Source organism: Lentzea rhizosphaerae (assembly GCF_042649515.1).
Taxonomy (GTDB): Bacteria; Actinomycetota; Actinomycetes; order Mycobacteriales; family Pseudonocardiaceae; genus Lentzea; species Lentzea aerocolonigenes.
In genome coordinates this window covers 118821-135974 of record NZ_JBHRZI010000011.1, presented here as the reverse complement: position 1 = coordinate 135974, position 17154 = coordinate 118821, and the positions used below count along the sequence as shown (strand labels likewise).

Sequence of the window (17154 nt, the reverse complement as noted above, 5' to 3'; positions counted from 1 at the left end):
GTTCGCCTCCGCTCGCCGCGCGCGCCTTCTCCAGGTCGGCTACCTTACGTGACCAGTCGGACACTGTCAGGTCCTCGGGAGGTGGCACGATGTCGTTCAAAGCGGATCCGTCGAGTTTGGACACGTTCGCGACTGTCCTCGAAGGACTCTCGGACGACGTGGCCTCGGCCAAGGACTACCTCCACAAGCACCTGTCGTACGACTACGGCGATGCGCGCATGTTCGCCAACATCGCGAACGCCAACAACGACACGAAGTCAGCGGTGTCCGGTTCCCTCGACCGGCTCGCCGACGTCGTCGCGAAGTCCTCCCAGGAACTGCGCAAGTCCGCCCAGATGTACCGCGGGACCGACGACAACGAAGAGCGACGGCTCGACGCCACGTACTCCACCAAGTGATCGGAGCGCCAACGTGACCTCCCCGTCGGCGGCCCTGGTGGCGCCCACGAGCGAACAGATGATTCCGGAGACGTTCGACAAGATCCTGTCGTTCCCCGACTACTTCAGCCTCGGGCACTGGGTCTACGTCGGCTGTGAGACGTTGTTCGGTGTCAATCCGGCCGAGTGGGTGGCCAAGGAGATCGCGGGCGACTGGGAGGCTGTGGCGCGGGCGGGCAGCGCCCTGAAGAACCTCGGCAGGTTCAACGAGTCCTTCGCGGGCGCCGTGGCCGGTGGAGCCGACGCGATGTTCCGGGGCTGGGAGGGCAACGCGGCCACCGCGGCCCGTGCGTACTTCGACCAGCTGCCCACCGCACTGCGAGCGCAGATCAGCGCGCTCAACAACACCGGCCACCAGTTCGAGCAGGCCGCGTTCGGGGTGTGGGGCGTGGCGAAGACGATCGTCAGCCTCCTGGAACTGCTGCTGGACCTGGTGATCGCCTGGGCGATCGAGGCCGCCGCCACCGCCGCCGCGTCGTGGACCGTGGTCGGTGCGATCGCGGGTGGGGCCGCCATGGTCGCCACCGCGGCGAAGGCGATCTCGGTGTGGGGCGACATCTGCAAGGCCCACGGCATGGCGTGGACGATCTGCACCGGCGTCACGGGCACGATCGCCGGCTACCTGAGCCTGTTGCACGACATGAAGGACCACCCCCTTCCCAAGGGCGCCTACGACCACCCCGGAGCCTGACGTGACCAAGTCTCGGCCGGAACCTCTTCTCGACGTGGCCCGCGGCGACGCGGCCCGCTCCCACGTGCTGCGCGAGTCGTTGAAGATCCTCCGCGACCGCTCGGGCGACCCGGCGTTCGGCAAGCTCGTGGACGACGTCCTGACCGGGCGACGCGGCCTGCGCGAGGCGGTGGCGAGCCCGCTGTTCAACCAGGCTCTCACTCCAGGTGTGCAGGAAGCCGCCCAGCGCTACAAGGGCATGTCGGAGGAGGAACGCGAACGCCTCGCCGCCGACGGCGAGGACCGGCTGAACCGTCTGCGCGACGAGCTGAGCAAACCCGTGTCACCGGACGACGACGAGGACTTCGGCGACACGGGCTACCTGCAACCGTCGAGGTGATCAGGCCGAAACCGGCTGTACCGGCCACATCCGCAACGCCATCTCCCCGACCATCGTCAGCGTCTCGGTGTTCACCCCGTCCCGAGCCTGCTGCGACATCCCCTGGATCACCGCGACCACGTACGTCGCGAGCCCCCGCGCGTCCGCGTCCGCCGGCAGCTCACCGGCCTTGATCGCGTCGGCGATGCGCGCCTGCAACAGGTCGCGGTTCGCGTTGCGGCGGTCGGCCAGTTCGATGCTCACCTCGGCGTTGCTCGGCGAGTTGTTGGCGGCCGCGGCGATCACCAGGCAGCCCGGCGGGTGGTTGCCCTCGGCGTAGTGCTCGGCGGCGCCCATGATCAGCCGGGCCACCAGGCCCGTCGCGGTGGTCTCCTCGGCGAACGCGTCCGCCATGAACCGGCCGTGTGTCGCGTTGTAGCGGTCGACGACCTCGGTGAACAGGGCTCGCTTGTCGCCGAACGCCGCGTACAGGCTCGGCGGGTTGATGTTCATCGCGGTCGTCAGCTGGGAGATCGACGTGCCCGCGTAGCCGTGTTCCCAGAAGACGAGCGTGGCCGCCTCCAGTGCGGCGTCGCGGTCGAACGTCCTCGGGCCTGACCTGGCCATGACTTGAACACCTCCGTTGTGTGAGCCCGATCTCGCTGGACCAGCTTGACACGAGCGCCCACCCGACAAAGAATCTGTAGCGATCGCTACAGATTGGAGAATACACCGTGTCTGAGGGGAAAGTCGCTGTCGTCACCGGGGGCAGCAGGGGGATCGGCGCGGCCATCGCGCTGAAGCTCGCTGCTGACGGTGCGACCGTCGCCGTGCACTACGGGCGCGACGGTGCGGCTGCGGAGGAGATCGTCAAGAAGATCGAGCACGCCGGGGGCAACGCGTTCGCGATCCAGGCCGACCTGGCCACTGAGGACGGACCTGCCGTGCTGTGGGCGGAGTTCGACGAGAAGGCGCGCGAACGCGGGCTGGACGGCAAGTTCGACGTCCTGGTGAACAACGCGGGCACCACCGTGCGCGGCGTGATCGAGGACACCGACCCCGCCGAGTTCGACCGTCAGCTCGTCCTCAACGTGCGCTCGCCGTTCTTCGTGACGCAGCTGGGGCTCGCGCGGCAGAACGACGGTGGCCGCATCATCAACATCTCGTCCGGTGCCACGCGGATCGCGTTGACCGACATCATCGGCTACAGCGCCACCAAGGGTGCGATCGACGCGTTCACGTTCACGTTGGCGAAACATCTCGGTACTCGGAAAATCACCGTCAACGCGGTGGCGCCGGGTATCATCGACACCGACCTGAACGCGGCGTGGCTGAGGGGCAACGACGCCGCACAACAGTCCGCGGCCGAGTTGTCGGCGCTGGGCAGGGTCGGACAGCCGTCGGACGTCGCCGAAGTGGTCGGCTTCCTGGCGAGCGATGCGTCCGGCTGGGTGACGGGCCAGATCATCGACGCCACCGGCGGCAGTGCGCTGTAACAAGTTCAACTCATCCGGGGGGATTTGCTGTGCGTGGTGTGGGAACCGCGGAGAGCGCTTTACCGAAGGCGGCCCTGCCTGGCGCGGTCGCCGTTGATCACCTCGCGAGCACGGTGTCCGATCTGGACGCCGCCGTCGCATTCCTGACCGCAGAGCTCGGCGGTCAGGAGTGCTACCGCGAGGGCCCGATCGCCGACAGCACAGGCGATTGGATGGCTCGCAAGCTCGGCGTTCCGGCCGAGGCGAGCGCGCGGATCGTCATGATCCGCCTGGGGGAACGCCTCAACTTCGAGGTGTTCGAGTACAGCTGTCCCGGTGCGAGCCGCGTCGCTCCACGACCAGGCGCGCCAGGGGCGTCGTGCCTGTTGCTCGCGGTCGCGGATCTGCAGGCCTTCGCAGCGCGGATGCGCCTGGCCGCAGTGGTCGTCGAGCACGACCAGCAGGGAATCCTGCGCTGCAGCACCGAGTTCGGGCTGACGTTCGAGGTCGTCGAGGACCCGTCAGTCGATCCGGAGCTGTCGGCCGACGTGATCGGCATCAGGTACACCGTCGCAGACCTTCCTGCGGCACAGAGCTTCTTGACGTCCGTGATCGGCATGGGGGCCGTTCACGACACCGTCCTCGGCCTCGGCAACGGGCCGCTCGTCGAGCTCGTTCCCGCAACGCTGCCGGGACCTCTGCCTGGCAACCACGACGTCGGCGGGCACCACCTCGCGTTCGCGGTCACCGATGTGGACCGCGCCGCGGAGTTCCTGTCGCAGCACGAAGGCGTGCACGTCATGGGTACGCCGGAGACGGTGACCGCCGGCCCGATCGCCGGTGACCGCTGGGTCTACTTCGCGAGTCCGTTCGGGATGCAGATGGAGCTCATCTGCATGCCCGACGGGAACCTCCCTTACGAGCGCGCAACGTCCGCGCGCCGGTGGCAGCCGAGCTGAGCTGAGAGCTTCTCCAGCCCTGTCGCCAGATCACACACACTTCCTGAGATGGCGCTGAAACGCGCCCTTTTCCTGGAGCCACAACACAAATGGCATACAAGCACGCCCGCGCAACGCTGTCCCGTCGCAGCCTGCTCGGTGCGGGGCTGGCGACTGTGCCCGCTCTCGCACTGACACCCGCGACCTCGGCACTGGCGGATCCCGTTTCCCGGCCGGACACCGCGGCCGCTGTCATCACTCCCGTCGACCCGCAGTTCGCGAGCCTCGCGAAGGGCACCAACCAGCGGCTGGACGGCAGGCCCGACCGCGTGGTGATCGCGACGTCGACCCAGCAGGTCGTCGCCGCCGTCGCACACGCACTGCGCAACGGCCAGCAGATCGCCGTCCGCAGTGGAGGGCACTGCTACGAGGACTTCGTCACGAACCCCGCCGTGCGCACGGTCATCGACCTGTCCGCAATGGACGAAGTCGAGTTCGACTCGCAGCGAGGGGCGTTCGCGATCGGGCCCGGCGCACAGCTCGGGCACGTCTACCGCCAGCTCTTCAAGCGGTGGGGCGTGGTCGTTCCCGCCGGCAACTGCCCCACCGTCGCCGCAGGCGGTCACTTCGCGGGCGGTGGCTACGGCAGCCTGTCCCGTCGCAACGGGCTGAGCATCGACCACCTGTACGCGGTCGAGGTCGTGCACGTGACGGCGTCGGCTGAGGTGCGCGTCGTCGTCGCGACCCGCGAGGCGAACGACCCGAACCGCGACCTGTGGTTCGCGCACACCGGCGGCGGTGGCGGGAACTTCGGTGTCGTCACGCGCTACTGGTTCCGCTCACCGGGATCGGACGGCCGCGACCCGAGCAAGGCGCTGCCCGCACCTCCGAGCTCGTTGATCATCAGCGAGGTCGTGTGGCCGTGGGAGAAGATCGACGAGGCCGCGTTCGCCACGCTGATGCGCAACCACGGCACCTGGCACGAGCGCAACAGCGCGCCGAACTCCCCGCAGCGCAACCTCTTCAGCCAGCTCAAGCCGTTCCACCGCAGCAACGGCGCCATCGTGCTCGACACCTCGGTCGACGCGGGCGCACCGAACGCCGAGGGCATGCTGACCGCCTACGTCCAGGCCGTCGGTGCCGGACTGCCTTCGCCGAAGGTGGTGCAGCACAGGACCGTTCCGTGGCTGCAGTCCACCACCTGGGGCGGGTTCACCGGCCCCGACTCCACGACCAGGTTCAAGGGCAAGTCGACCTACCTGCGCCGCTCCTACCCGGAGGCGCAGATCAAGGTGATGCACCGGCACCTGACCCGCACGGACTTCGCCAACGCCGGCGCACTGATGATGATCGCCTCGTACGGCGGGCAGGTGAACGCGGTGTCCTCCACCGCGACCGCCTCCCAGCAGCGCGACTCGATCATCAAGCACCAGGTCGTGTCGCTGTGGAACGACGCCGCCGACGACGCCGCGAACATGGCGTGGGTGCGGGAGTTCTATCGCGACCTCTACGCCGGTACGGGTGGCGTTCCGGTCTCCGACGAGATCACGGACGGCTGCTTCGTGAACTACGCGGACACCGACCTGTCCGATCCGGCGTGGAACTCCTCGGGCGTGCACTGGGGCCGCCTGTACTACAAGGACGCGTTCACCGCTCTCCGCGCAACGAAGCGCCGCTGGGACCCGCTGAACGTGTTCCGTCACTCGCAGTCCATTCCTCTTTCCTGATCGGAGCCCTGCCATGACGGCTGTTGCGTCCACACGTGACAGTCAGCGGCTGCCGAGCCTGACCGGGATGCGCTTCTTCGCCGCGCTCATCGTGTTCGGGTTCCACCTGTCGCTGAACAAGCTCTTCACCGACGACACCGACGTGTCGTCGCCGTTCGCCGCGCTGATGCGCAACGGCGGCTGGTTCGGTGTCTCGTTCTTCTTCGTGCTCAGCGGTTTCGTGCTGACGTGGTCGGTGCGTCCGAAGGACCGTGCGAAGGACTTCATCGCCCGCCGGTTCGTCAAGATCTACCCGAACCACCTCGTCACCTTCGTGATCTCGTTCGCGCTGTTCGGGCTCGCCGGTGCCACCGCGGCGGAAGCGCTGGGCAACCTGACGTTGCTGCACGCCTGGATTCCGCGTGACACCAGCTTCTTCAGCATCAACCACCCGAGCTGGTCGCTGTCGGCCGAGCTCTTCTTCTACGCGGCGTTCCCGTTGCTGTGGATGGGGGTTCGGCGAATTCCAGCGCGTGTGCTGTGGCCGGTGGCGATCCTGGTGATGCTCGCGATCCTGGCGTTGCCGACGGTCGCCGCGCTGCTGCCCGCCGGCGAGGTGTTCGGCCCCAACCACAGGAACTCGCCGCTGTACCAGCACTCGATGACCCAGGTGTGGTTCGTCTACGCGTTCCCGTTGACGAGGCTCCTGGACTTCCTGCTGGGCATGCTGATGGCGACGATCGTGCGCAACGGCCGGTGGCCTCGACTGCACCCCGGAGCTGCGCTGGCCCTGGTCGTCGCTTCCTACGCCGTGAGCCTCGCACTGCCCCTGCCGTACCAGATGAACGCGGCGTTCATCATCCCGATCGCGCTGGTGATCCCGGCGATCGCGGCGCACGAGTCGCGCGGCCGCAGCGGGTGGCTCAGCCACCCCAAGGTCGTCTTCCTCGGGGAGATCTCCTTCGCGTTCTACATGGTGCACGACATCTTCCTGACCGGAGTGGGCACCGTGCTCGCCGGTCGCACGCTGCCCGTCGGCGCCGGAATCGCGCTCGGCCTCGGCGTGCTGCTCGCGAGCTGTGCCGCCGCCTGGGCGCTCTACGCCGTCGTCGAACGCCCGCTCACCCGCTGGTGGAGCCGCCGCAACCGGCCCGCCGCGGTACCCGCAGAGACCACCGACCCTGCCAAGATCACGGAGCCCAGCCATGCCTGAAATCGGTCTGCACGTCACCAACAGCGCCAACAAGTCCTGGACCGTCCGCAACGTCCAGCCGGTCGAGTACGACGTGGTGCTCTGCGACGAAGTCCTCGATCCCGCCAACCAGGCGATCCTCGGCCCCGTGCCCGCCCAGGGCCGTGCCCGCAGGCTGGTCGTCGTCGACGCCAACGTCGACGCCCTGTTCGGCCAGGCGATCCGTGCCTACTTCGACGGCAACGACGTCGAGCACCGCGTCCTGGTGCTGGAGCCGGGCGAGATCAACAAGACGGTCGAGGCCAGCATGCGGGTCACAACAGCCATGGACGACTTCGGTGTCGACCGCCGCCGGGAGCCGGTGATCGCGATCGGTGGCGGTGTGCTGCTCGACGTCGTCGGGTACGCGTGCAGCATCTACCGGCGCGCCACGCCGTTCGTCCGCGTGCCCACCACGCTGATCGGACTCGTGGACGCGGGTGTCGGCGTGAAGACCGGTGTGAACGCCAACGGGCACAAGAACCGCCTCGGCACCTACTTCGCGGCCGAACGCACGCTGCTCGACCGCAAGTTCCTGACAACGTTGCCGCGCAGGCACGTCAGCAACGGTCTCGCGGAGATCCTCAAGATCGCACTGATCAAGGACCGCGAGCTGTTCGACCTGATGGAGGCCACGGGCGAGCACGTGCTCGAGGCGAAGATGCAGCGCGGTCCCGGTTCGGTGGACCCCGCGCTGGAGATCATCGACCGCGCGATCCACGGCATGCTCACCGAACTGCAGCCGAACCTGTGGGAGAAGACGCTGGAACGGGTGGTCGACTACGGCCACACGTTCAGCCCGTCCCTCGAGATGGTCGCACTGCCCGCGTTGCTGCACGGCGAGGCGGTCTGCATCGACATGGCGCTCACCACGTGCCTCGGCGAGCAGCGCGGCCTGGTCACCGAAGAGGAACGCCGGCGCGTGCTCGATCTCATGACGCGCCTGGAACTGCCGACGTGGCACCCGCTGCTCACCGCCGACCTGTTGCAGCGCGCGTTGGCCGACACCGTGCGCCACCGCGACGGCCAGCAGCGTCTGCCGCTGCCGGTGGGCATCGGTTCCGCGTGCTTCGTGAACGACGTCAGCCCGCAGGAGCTCGCCGACGCCGCTGCCGCGCTGGAGGCCTTCGAGCTCGCCCAGGAATCGGCGGTGCGCGCATGAGCCTGCCCCTGGTCCGCACGACGGACGCACCGGCGTCGGTCTACGGCGTGCACGGCGCCGCCGGCCTGACGCACTGGACGTGCCTCGCGAGCAGGCAGCACCTCGCGTCGCCGACAGAGGCCGTCGAGTGGGCGAGCATCCCGCCGGGAGGGCTGAGCGGGGAGCACCTGCACAGCCGCACCGAGGAGATCTACCTGATCCTCAACGGGGAAGGGGAGTTCATCCTCGACGGCGAGAAGATCCCCGCGCGTCCGGGAACGCTCGCCCTGACGCCCGTCGGGCACACCCACGGCCTGCTCAACACCGGCGCGACCGACCTCGACTGGTGGGTCATCGAGACGCTCGCCGCCGTGACCCAGAAAGCCATCGCCACCACCGAACCGATGGAGGAACGTCCCGTGGCAGCCGCGCAGATCTTCGACCTCACCACCACACCTGTCGTCGACACGACCGGCACCTTCACCGGTCCGCTGCGCCGCGTCGAACGGATCTCGCTCGAACCGGGGGAGAGCCGTTCCCTGGGGCGGGCGTCTGCCGAGGTCGCGGTGTTCGTGCAGCAGGGCGAGGCGTCGTTGACCGGTTTGAAGTCGTTGTCCGCCAACACGTGCGTGACGCTGCCCGCCGGTTCGTCGGTCGTGCTCACCGCGTCTTCGCCGGTCGTGGCCTACGCCGTGGACCTCGCGGTGCCGGGTGGTGACGCGTGATCGTCACGACCGTCAACTCCGGCGACTGGACCTGCCTCGCCCGCAGGGGAATGCTCTTCGCCGAGTGCGAGAGCGTCGACTGGTGGCAGCTGTCCGAAAAGGACGTTCTGCGGGTCAGTGCGGCGCACGCCGTCGAGGAGGCCGTGATCGTGCTGGACGGCACCGTGACGGCTCGGGTCGGCGACGAGACGCTTTCGTTGCGCTCGGGCCAGGTTCTGCTGGTGCCGCACCGCACGGACGCCGTGCTGTCGGGTGAGGCGACCGTGCTGACGGTGCGCGTGATGCCGTCGGCCGTGTCGTCCGTGCTGCCGCCACGGATCCCCGAACTGGTGTCGCCGTGACCAGGTCGCCGTTGTCGGGCGCCGCCATCGGGGTCTTCTGCGTGGGAGCGTCGGAGTACCTCATCGCCGGGCTGGCGCCCAGCATCGCCACCGGCCTGCGCACCACCGTTGCGCAGGCCAGTGGCCTGATCACGGTGTACGCGGCGGTCGTCGCCGTCGCAGGGCCCCTGCTGACCCTCGCGGTCAGCAGGGTCGAACGCCGCGCGCTGCTCATCGGGCTGCTCGCGGCGTTCGGCGCGGCGAACCTGCTCGCGGCCGCGTCGACGGGCATGACCGAGATGATGATCGGCCGGATCGTCGCCGCCGCGACGCACTGCCCGATCGTCGCGATGGCACTGGTGATCGCTTCACGTCAGGATGACGCCGCACGGCAGGGCAGGGCGATGGCCAGGATCTCGGTGGCGCTGAACCTGGCCACCGCGGTCGGCGTGCCGCTGGCGCTCGCGATCAACACGCTCACATCGTGGCGGGTGGCGTTCGTCCTGCTCGCCCTGGCCGCGGGCGTCGCGGTGGCCCACGTCGCGCGCTGCCCGGTCGACTGGCCGACGACCACCGCCCGTGCGGAGGTCAAGGCGTTGCTGCGGCCCCAGGTGCTCGCCGCGATCGCGACGACGTTCCTCGCGACCCTCGGCGGGTACGCCACCTACACGTTCATCGCGCCGATCCTCACCGACGAGACGGGCTTCGCCCAGGATCACCTGTGGTTGCTGTTGCTGCTCTTCGGCCTCGGCAGCCTGGTGGGCAGCGTGCTGGGCGGCCGGCTCGCCGACTACCACCTGGACCGGGGGCTGCGGATCGGTCTGGTGGTGCTGGCGCTGACCACCCTGCTGTTCGGCGTTCTGGTGCACAGCAAGGTGTTCACGGCGATCTTGCTGCTGGTGCTCGGTGCCGCGTTCTTCCTGATCGTGCCGGCCCTCAACGCCCGCATCATGGTCGGTACCGCCGACCTGGCGCCGACGTTGGCGACGAGCGTCAACGTCGCTGCCTACAACCTCAGCATCATGGTGGCGAGCGGTGTCGCGCGCGTCACCGTGGAGGGCGGGATCGGCCTGCAGGCACTGGTTCTGCTGTCCGCTGTGACGCCGGTCGTCGCGCTCGCTCTGGTGCGCACGACTCGGCGTGAGCCCGTCCCGGCGTGACGAGAGGGCCCGTGACCGGTGGTCACGGGCCCTCGTCCGTCAGTTCCCTGCGACCTGCCAGCCACCGAATGCGCTCGTCGGACCGGGCGTGCTCTGCTTGCGCTCGTAGAGCTTCGCGTCTCCGCCGACCACGAGCACCCGGACGTTGCCCGCCGCGTCACGCACGGCCGCAGGCCCGACCTCCGCGTACCCGCCGAGGTCCTCCCACGGCGCGAACGAGTTGCCACTGGTCTGCCGCGCCACGCTGATGCCGTAGTTGTCGTTGCGCGCGAACGCCAACACGCGTGGTGACGCTCCGCCGGACGTCACCGCCGCGACAGGCCCGACACCGCCCTGGCCTCCGATGTGTGCGAGTGCACCCCACGTTCCGTTGCTCGTGAGTTCCGCGACCGTGCCAACGGCGCCGTCGGTGTGCTCACGGACGAGCGCGCGCACCTTGTCGCCGTCCATCGCGACACCGGGAGCGTGCGTGCACTCCACGGACCCGATCGACTTGAACGTGGTCGCGCCTTGGAGGTTCTGCTGCCAGTGGTCGACATGACCGTTGGCGTCGGCGAACAGGTGCATCCGGCCCGTCGTCGAGGTGAACCCGACAGGCGGCGACACGATCACGCTCGTGTTGCCGGTCAAGGCGTCCCAGGCGCTGAACGACCCGTCGGGGTTCTGCCAGGCGTTGCTCACGCCGTTGGTCTTGTTGATCGCGAACAGTTCGAGCGCACGGTCGCCGTTGAGCACCAGCGCCGGCGTGCCGTAAGCGGGCGTCGCGCCGTTCGGGTTGCCGACGTCGACCCAGGTGAACGAGCCGTTGGCGGCTTGACCTGCAACGAGGATAGAGCCGCTGTTCAGGTCCAGCACGGCGATGTGCACGCGCCCGGAGTCGTTGAGCGCCACGGCGACACCCGGCGCGAACGTGCCGGACCGCAGGTTCGCGGGACCGGTCCAGGCGCCGTTGACGGGCTGGTGCCACCACATGATCGAGTCACCGGCCGCGATGAACGCGTGCAACGTGCCCGTGCCGTCGACGATCGCCCACGGCGCGACGACCGGCCAGCGGTGGTAGTTGCGGAACACCTGCTCGTCGAAGGCGTTCCCCGTGACCGGGTCGTGCTCGGCGTAGGCCTGGTACGCGTCGCTCTTCGGCCCGAGCAACGCGTCCGGCACGTTGCGGGGTGACGCGGCGATGTTGTAGCAGCGGTACCGCGTGAACAGCACGAACCCGCGCCCGTTCGGACCCTCGTAGGCACGGACGGCCTTGGTCGCGAACTTGGCCGTGTGGATGTGGTCGATGTGCTCGGTGGGCTCGTTCGGGAAGTCGAACGACGGCTCGGGATCCTGGATGCGGATCACCGTCGGCTGGTACTCGTCGAGCAACGCGAGCAGCACGTTGTTGACGTCCGCCTGGTTGTACCACTGGGCGACCTGGACCGGTCCGTCCGTCGGAAGGATCATCGGAGCGGCGTGGTTCGGGTCGTTCCACAGCTTCTCGAGCGCCTTGGTGTGATTCGGGTCCGAGCCGCCGCCGTCCGGCAGGCTCAGGTAGATCAGCTGCACGTTCGGCGCACCCACGAGCGTGTCGACCTCGAGGATCATGGTCGCGACTTCCTTGGTGTCGCGGGTCCAGTTGTTCGGCTGACCGGCGAGCTTCGCGTACGCGGAGCGCTGACCCTCGCGCACGCTCGCGGCCAGGTCTTCAGGGGTCCAGTTGTACGGCGGCCACCCGTTGAACTGGTCGGCGGTCATGACGATCGTCCGCACCGGCAGTCCGGAAAGGACGGACGGCTGGATGTCCGGGTTGAGGAACAACAGGTCGTCGTCGGTGTGCGCGACGATGTTGACGAAGCTTCCCCCGGCGGGCAGGGCACGGGCTCCTGCGGCGGAGGCGATGCCGGTGTTGGTGAGCGCGGTGGCGGCGGCAGCGGTGACACCTGCGGCCAGCACTGTTCTACGGCTGATGTTGGTCATCGAGAATCCCCCAGATTCTGTCTTGACGTGCCTATCACAGGACGCCTGGTACTGAGGGAGGTTCCACGCAGGTTCAGACCACTGGGTGACAGCAAATTCGTTCGACTGCGCGGATCGGCAACTGTTAGGCACGTCCGCATGTGGCGCTACTTGACCTCGGCCGGACTGGCTCGGCTGGCCGACGAGATGGTCGTGGTCACGCTGGCTCTGCTCGCCTGGAGCAGAACGGGCGACGAACTGCTGACCGGCGTGACCACCGCCGCCTACGCACTGCCCGCGGTGGTGACCGGCCCGCTGCTGGGCGCGTGGCTGGACCGCACCCGGCACCCGTTGGTCGCGCTGGCGGGCAACCAGTTCCTGCTGGCCGCGATGGCGATCGGCCTGATCTTCGTGCCAGCACCGCTGATGCCGTTCCTCGCGTTCCTGGCGGGCCTGACGCTGCCCATGACGAGCGGCGGCTTCACCAGCATGCTGCCCCGCCTGAACGTGGACCTGCCGCGCATGACGGCGTACGACTCGATGCTCTACAGCGGCACGGCCATCGCAGGCCTGGCCTTGGCGAGCATCGTCGCCGTCGCCTGGTCACCAGCAGGCGCGATGACCGTAGTGGCGTTGCTGGCGGCGGCAGGCGGCCTGGTCACGCTGAGGCTGGTCCTGGCCCCCGCACCACCCTCACCACACTCGTCCCTGCTCCCAGCCCTCCGCGCAGGAGCCAGAACACTCATGCGCACCCCACCCCTGCGCGCCGCAACCCTGACGTCGGTGATCAGCTTCACCGGCTTCGGCATGCTGGTGGTGACACTCCAGGTCCTGCTCCCTTCACTGCACGCGGACAGCGACCTGAGCGGCCTGGTCTTGGCGGCGTTCGACGTGGGCGCCGTGCTGGCGGTGATGGCCGTGCGCCCACATCTTTCCCGCTGGCGGCCCGAGCGGGTCCTGTTCGTGACGGTGGCCCTCTACGGCGTGTCGTTCGCGCTGTGGACCCTCGCCGGCAACCTCCCCGTGCTGCTGGCCATGGCCTTCGTGGCAGGCCTCGCCTCAGGCCCGACCCTGGTAGCACTGATCACCGCCCGGCAGCGCTACAGCCCACCCGAACTGCTGGGCCAGGTGTCGACGACCGGTGCGAGCCTGAAGATCGGCGCGTTCTCGCTCGGCTCCCTGCTGGCCGGTGTCCTGCTGTCGTCGAGCACGCCCACCACGGCCTTGCTGGTGATCGCTCTCCTGCAGTTCGTCGCGGTGGGGGTGGGTCTCGTCGCCGCGCGGTCCAAAGCACCAGCAGGCCACGCCACAGCGTGAGGAACGGGTCCTGGTCACCGATGGGTCAGCGGCTGCCGGCCAGCGGTCATCGCGAGGAATCGCCGTTCGATCACGTCCAGGTGCGAGGGGGAGAACGAGGTCATCGGGAAGTGCCTTTCGGGGCGGGGGACCATCTCACCGCTTAACCCGCTCCCTACGGCACTTGGTGGGAAGGATTCACCGATATGGGTGGCGTGTCGCTGTCGTGATTCGGCATGGTGCACCACTGCGCGGAAGTCGCGCGTTGCGGTGTCGGCAGGTTGAGTCGGACGAGCGGCGGAACTGCCTGGTTCCTGTGCTCGGAAACCGATGCGGTGGCACATATGTGCGGTCTTCTGTTGCGCTGGTCCCAGGACTGGGTTGAACCGGTCGAGCCACCGCCCGTCCCCGGCACATCATCGCGCAGCAGATCCTCGCGCTGGGCCCTGCAGGGAGGTGTGGTCGGCACCCGCACGTAGCGGGGCTGTGTGGGGCGACATGTCGGTGTTCGACGACACCGGCCCGGAGATCGCGCGGAACCTGACCACCGAGGGCTACCTCGAACTCGACGGTTCGGACGCCGATGGTTCTCCGATCTCACCGGTGTGTTCAGCGCCATCTCAGTTCATCGTGCTGGCGGGCCGGGCCGAGATCGACACGGGCGGGCGACGACGTGCTGATCCCGGAGCACGTCGACGGCCCCAGGTGCTACTGCTCGCGGGCAGGAGTTGGCTCAACACCCCGACCGACTGACAGCGCAGGCGGTGCCAGGTCGAGGCGATCTACCGAGGTCAACGCTCGGTGCATCCCCGCCTACGTGCGGCCGGGTCGGGGGCCCTGCTGGTCTTCGCCGTGCTGACCATGTGCCACCTCGCGGAATCGCAGACAGTTGGTCTGGTTGCTTCACCAACGCCTTCGCGCTCCCGTAGCTCAACACGGGCGTCGTGCTGCCGTTAGCCTGCTGAGACGAACGTACGATCCGATAGCCTCACGGCGTGATCACGGGTGAGCTGAAGAGCAAGATCGACCGCGTGTGGGACGCCTTCTGGTCGGGGGGCATCTCCAACCCACTGGAGGTCATCGAGCAGATCACCTACCTGATGTTCATCCGCCGGCTGGAGGACATCCAGCTGGCCAAGGAACGCCGAGCGGCCCGCACGGGCACGCCAATCGAGAACCCGATCTACGCCGACGACACTCAGGTGCTTCGATGGTCTCGGTTCGTCAACGAGGCGCCTGAGAACATGCTCAGCCGTGTGCGTGACGGTGTGTTCCCCTGGCTACGCACGCTCCGAGGCGATGACTCCACGTACTCGGACCACATGAAGGACGCTCGCTTCACCATCACCACGCCCAATCTGCTCGCCAAGGTCGTCGACATGCTCGACGACGTCCCGCTTGGCGAGCGCGACACCAAGGGCGACCTGTATGAGTACATGCTCAGCAAAATCGCCACAGCAGGGCAGAACGGGCAGTTCCGCACTCCGCGCCACATCATCCAACTGATCGTCGAGATGATGGCTCCTGGCCCCAAGGACGAGATCTGCGACCCGGCGTGCGGCACTGCGGGCTTCCTCGTCGCCTCCGCCGAGTACGTGAACCGGACGCACCGCGAGGCCTTGCTGGAGCCCGCACAGCGCAGGCACTTCAACGAGAGCATGTTCCACGGGTTTGACTTCGACAGCACCATGCTGCGCATCGGCAGCATGAACATGCTGCTACACGAGGTCGAGAACCCCGACATCCGCTACCGCGACTCGCTCGCAGAAAGCGCGGCGGGCGAGGCGGAGCGGTACTCGTTGATCCTCGCCAACCCACCCTTTGCCGGCAGCCTGGACTACGAGGTCACCGCGAAGGACCTCCAGGCGGTCGTCAAGACCAAGAAGACCGAGTTGCTCTTCCTGGCGCTGTTCTTGCGGCTGCTCAAGCCCGGCGGGCGAGCTGCTGTCATCGTCCCGGACGGCGTGCTGTTCGGATCCAGCAAGGCGCACAAGGACCTGCGTCGCATCCTGGTCGAAGACCACAAGCTCGACGCGGTGGTGAAGTTGCCGGGCGGGGTCTTCAAGCCGTATGCCGGGGTGTCAACCGCCATCCTGTTCTTCACCAAGACCAACAGCGGCGGCACGGACAACGTCTGGTTCTACGAGGTCACGTCGGACGGTTGGAGCCTGGACGACAAGCGCACCCCTCTACTGCCCGAAGACAAGCTCGGCCCAATTCCCGGCGAAATTCTGAACGAGACTGATCACGCCAAGAACAACTTGCCTGACGTGCTGGCCCGCTGGCAGCGACGGAACGGCACCGAACAGAAGCGAAGCCGAACCGAGCAGAGCTTCTGCGTGCCGAAGGCGGACATCGCAGCCCAGAGCTACGACCTCAGCCTCAACCGCTACAAGGAGATCGTCCACGAGGAAGTTGAGCACCGAGCCCCTGGCGACATCCTGGACGAGCTTGCGCGTATCGAGGCCGAGATCCAGCAGGGCATGTCCGAGCTGAAGGGACTGCTGGGATGAGTACTGCCACAGTCAAGCTGAGCGAGGTAGCGGAGATCAATCCGCGAGTGGAGGCTCGTCCCACACTTGACACCCTCGTCTCGTTCCTCGGGATGGCAGACGTGGACGCAGAGAGTGGCACGACCACTCGAGGAAAGGAACGTCGATACGCCGAAGTCGCGAAGGGCTATACCCAATTTGCCAATAGAGATCTACTCGTAGCAAAGATCACCCCATGCTTCGAGAATGGCAAGATCGCGCAAGCCGAACTCGACCACCCTCATGGAACTGGATCTACCGAGTTCCACGTCATTCGCCCAGATCGAGCTGTGCTCGACGACCGATTCTTGTTGAGATTCTTGCGCCAGCCATACGTGCGTATCGCCGGCGAGAGGCGCATGACCGGCAGTGCAGGCCAGCGCCGAGTCCCTGAAGCATACCTGGCCGACTTGCAAATCCCGCTCATCCCCATAAGTGAACAGCGTCAGATTGCCCAAATTCTGGACAACGTCGATGCGTTGCGCACCAAGCGTCGCAAGGCCATTGCGTTGCTCAAAGATCTCGCCCAGTCCATCTTCCTCGACATGTTCGGCGATCCGCTGAGCAACCCCATGGGCTGGGATCGCGTCCAGCTGGGAGATCTTCTACTACGGATCGACAGTGGTAAGAGCCCGCAATGCCTGGATCGTCCGGCGGAACACGACGAATGGGGCGTCCTGAAGCTGGGCGCAGTAACACAGTGCGTGTATCGCCCGGAAGAGAACAAAGCCCTACCAGCGAGTATCGAAGCTGATCCCAGGCATGAGGTGCAGGCCGGAGATCTACTCTTTACTCGAAAGAACACGCCAGAGCTGGTAGCTGCCTCAGCATACGTGCGCGAGACCAGGGAGAGGCTTCTCCTGCCCGATCTTGTCTTCCGGCTCGTACCTGTCGAGACGGCTCCGGTCAACAAGATCTACCTTCATAGTTTGTTGACGTATCCCCCCAAACGTCGGAAGGTTCAGGAGCTCGCTTCCGGTAGCGCCGCATCCATGCCCAACATCTCGAAGTCGAGATTGCTCGAATTCAAGATTGAACTTCCATCTTTGGAACTGCAGGAGAAATTTGCTGCACGGATGAATGCACTAGAGGGTGCAAAGCTCAGAAATCTCGCCCACCTGGCTGAGCTTGACTCGTTGTTTGCGTCGCTTCAGGATCGGGCGTTCCGAGGGGAGCTGTGGGGCGCCCCCGCCGCATAAGAATC

General features: G+C 67.2%; 17 protein-coding genes. 15 read left to right on the top strand and 2 right to left on the bottom strand.

Features of this window, described 5'->3' with window-relative positions; translation table 11 throughout:
• The first annotated feature begins 89 nt into the window (after window positions 1-89).
• The 3 genes from ACFOWZ_RS08060 to ACFOWZ_RS08050 are packed head-to-tail and all read left to right on the top strand — an operon-like array spanning window position 90 to window position 1507.
• Window positions 90-398, top strand: a complete 309-nt coding sequence (locus tag ACFOWZ_RS08060) for a type VII secretion target (protein WP_382370717.1) — start codon at window positions 90-92, stop codon at window positions 396-398.
• Window positions 399-411: 13 nt separating this feature from the next.
• The gene (locus ACFOWZ_RS08055; protein WP_382370715.1) at window positions 412-1128 is read left to right on the top strand and encodes a hypothetical protein; all 717 of its coding nucleotides are present in this window, start codon (window positions 412-414) and stop codon (window positions 1126-1128) included.
• Between the two features lies 1 nt (window position 1129).
• On the top strand, window positions 1130-1507 hold the full coding sequence (locus ACFOWZ_RS08050) for a hypothetical protein (RefSeq protein ID WP_382370713.1): 378 nt from the start codon (window positions 1130-1132) through the stop codon (window positions 1505-1507).
• Here the strand turns inward: ACFOWZ_RS08050 and ACFOWZ_RS08045 are convergent, their stop codons facing one another.
• The gene (locus tag ACFOWZ_RS08045; RefSeq protein ID WP_382370711.1) at window positions 1508-2113 is read right to left on the bottom strand and encodes a TetR/AcrR family transcriptional regulator; all 606 of its coding nucleotides are present in this window, start codon (window positions 2111-2113) and stop codon (window positions 1508-1510) included.
• Window positions 2114-2220: 107 nt separating this feature from the next.
• Between ACFOWZ_RS08045 and ACFOWZ_RS08040 the strand changes: the two genes are divergently transcribed.
• The 8 genes from ACFOWZ_RS08040 (at window position 2221) to ACFOWZ_RS08005 (ending at window position 10182) form a co-directional block, all read left to right on the top strand.
• The gene (locus tag ACFOWZ_RS08040; protein ID WP_382370709.1) at window positions 2221-2982 is read left to right on the top strand and encodes an SDR family oxidoreductase; all 762 of its coding nucleotides are present in this window, start codon (window positions 2221-2223) and stop codon (window positions 2980-2982) included.
• A gap of 29 nt (window positions 2983-3011) precedes the next feature.
• Entirely contained in the window at window positions 3012-3920 is a 909-nt protein-coding gene (locus ACFOWZ_RS08035; RefSeq protein ID WP_382370707.1) for a VOC family protein, read from the top strand.
• Window positions 3921-4009: 89 nt separating this feature from the next.
• Window positions 4010-5626: an FAD-dependent oxidoreductase gene (locus ACFOWZ_RS08030; RefSeq protein WP_382370705.1), complete on the top strand. Its 1617-nt coding sequence runs from the start codon at window positions 4010-4012 to the stop codon at window positions 5624-5626.
• Window positions 5627-5639: 13 nt separating this feature from the next.
• Window positions 5640-6818, top strand: a complete 1179-nt coding sequence (locus ACFOWZ_RS08025; protein WP_382370703.1) for an acyltransferase family protein — start codon at window positions 5640-5642, stop codon at window positions 6816-6818.
• Complete coding sequence (locus ACFOWZ_RS08020; RefSeq protein ID WP_382370701.1) at window positions 6811-7998, top strand: sedoheptulose 7-phosphate cyclase; 1188 nt, start codon at window positions 6811-6813, stop codon at window positions 7996-7998. Before ACFOWZ_RS08025 ends, ACFOWZ_RS08020 begins: the two co-directional genes overlap by 8 nt.
• The gene (locus ACFOWZ_RS08015; protein ID WP_382370699.1) at window positions 7995-8702 is read left to right on the top strand and encodes a cupin domain-containing protein; all 708 of its coding nucleotides are present in this window, start codon (window positions 7995-7997) and stop codon (window positions 8700-8702) included. Before ACFOWZ_RS08020 ends, ACFOWZ_RS08015 begins: the two co-directional genes overlap by 4 nt.
• The gene (locus tag ACFOWZ_RS08010) at window positions 8699-9043 is read left to right on the top strand and encodes a cupin domain-containing protein (RefSeq protein WP_382370697.1); all 345 of its coding nucleotides are present in this window, start codon (window positions 8699-8701) and stop codon (window positions 9041-9043) included. Before ACFOWZ_RS08015 ends, ACFOWZ_RS08010 begins: the two co-directional genes overlap by 4 nt.
• Entirely contained in the window at window positions 9040-10182 is a 1143-nt protein-coding gene (locus ACFOWZ_RS08005) for an MFS transporter (protein WP_382370695.1), read from the top strand. The genes ACFOWZ_RS08010 and ACFOWZ_RS08005 overlap by 4 nt, the downstream gene beginning before the upstream one ends.
• A 39-nt stretch (window positions 10183-10221) precedes the next feature.
• Here ACFOWZ_RS08005 and ACFOWZ_RS08000 read toward each other — a convergent pair whose 3' ends face one another.
• On the bottom strand, window positions 10222-12144 hold the full coding sequence (locus ACFOWZ_RS08000) for a PIG-L family deacetylase (protein WP_382370693.1): 1923 nt from the start codon (window positions 12142-12144) through the stop codon (window positions 10222-10224).
• Between the two features lie 138 nt (window positions 12145-12282).
• Here ACFOWZ_RS08000 and ACFOWZ_RS07995 point away from each other — a divergent pair, with 138 nt between their 5' ends.
• The 4 genes from ACFOWZ_RS07995 to ACFOWZ_RS07980 all read left to right on the top strand — a co-directional run bounded on the left by ACFOWZ_RS07995 (window position 12283) and on the right by ACFOWZ_RS07980 (window position 17149).
• Window positions 12283-13440 (top strand): MFS transporter, encoded by a 1158-nt coding sequence (locus ACFOWZ_RS07995; protein WP_382370691.1) that lies wholly within the window; start codon window positions 12283-12285, stop codon window positions 13438-13440.
• A 477-nt stretch (window positions 13441-13917) separates the two neighbouring features.
• On the top strand, window positions 13918-14172 hold the full coding sequence (locus tag ACFOWZ_RS07990; RefSeq protein WP_382370689.1) for a hypothetical protein: 255 nt from the start codon (window positions 13918-13920) through the stop codon (window positions 14170-14172).
• 242 nt (window positions 14173-14414) lie between these two features.
• Window positions 14415-15932: a type I restriction-modification system subunit M gene (locus ACFOWZ_RS07985; RefSeq protein WP_382370687.1), complete on the top strand. Its 1518-nt coding sequence runs from the start codon at window positions 14415-14417 to the stop codon at window positions 15930-15932.
• Complete coding sequence (locus tag ACFOWZ_RS07980; RefSeq protein ID WP_382370685.1) at window positions 15929-17149, top strand: restriction endonuclease subunit S; 1221 nt, start codon at window positions 15929-15931, stop codon at window positions 17147-17149. The genes ACFOWZ_RS07985 and ACFOWZ_RS07980 overlap by 4 nt, the downstream gene beginning before the upstream one ends.
• Window positions 17150-17154: the final 5 nt, after the last annotated feature.

Coding starts and splice junctions, on each gene's coding strand:
- ACFOWZ_RS08060 (WP_382370717.1), top strand. CDS start 90: ATGTCGTTCAAAGCGGATCCGTCGAGTTTGGACACGTTCGCGACTGTC.
- ACFOWZ_RS08045 (WP_382370711.1), bottom strand. CDS start 2,113: ATGGCCAGGTCAGGCCCGAGGACGTTCGACCGCGACGCCGCACTGGAG.
- ACFOWZ_RS08030 (WP_382370705.1), top strand. CDS start 4,010: ATGGCATACAAGCACGCCCGCGCAACGCTGTCCCGTCGCAGCCTGCTC.
- ACFOWZ_RS08025 (WP_382370703.1), top strand. CDS start 5,640: ATGACGGCTGTTGCGTCCACACGTGACAGTCAGCGGCTGCCGAGCCTG.
- ACFOWZ_RS08020 (WP_382370701.1), top strand. CDS start 6,811: ATGCCTGAAATCGGTCTGCACGTCACCAACAGCGCCAACAAGTCCTGG.
- ACFOWZ_RS08015 (WP_382370699.1), top strand. CDS start 7,995: ATGAGCCTGCCCCTGGTCCGCACGACGGACGCACCGGCGTCGGTCTAC.
- ACFOWZ_RS08000 (WP_382370693.1), bottom strand. CDS start 12,144: ATGACCAACATCAGCCGTAGAACAGTGCTGGCCGCAGGTGTCACCGCT.
- ACFOWZ_RS07995 (WP_382370691.1), top strand. CDS start 12,283: ATGTGGCGCTACTTGACCTCGGCCGGACTGGCTCGGCTGGCCGACGAG.
- ACFOWZ_RS07990 (WP_382370689.1), top strand. CDS start 13,918: ATGTCGGTGTTCGACGACACCGGCCCGGAGATCGCGCGGAACCTGACC.
- ACFOWZ_RS07980 (WP_382370685.1), top strand. CDS start 15,929: ATGAGTACTGCCACAGTCAAGCTGAGCGAGGTAGCGGAGATCAATCCG.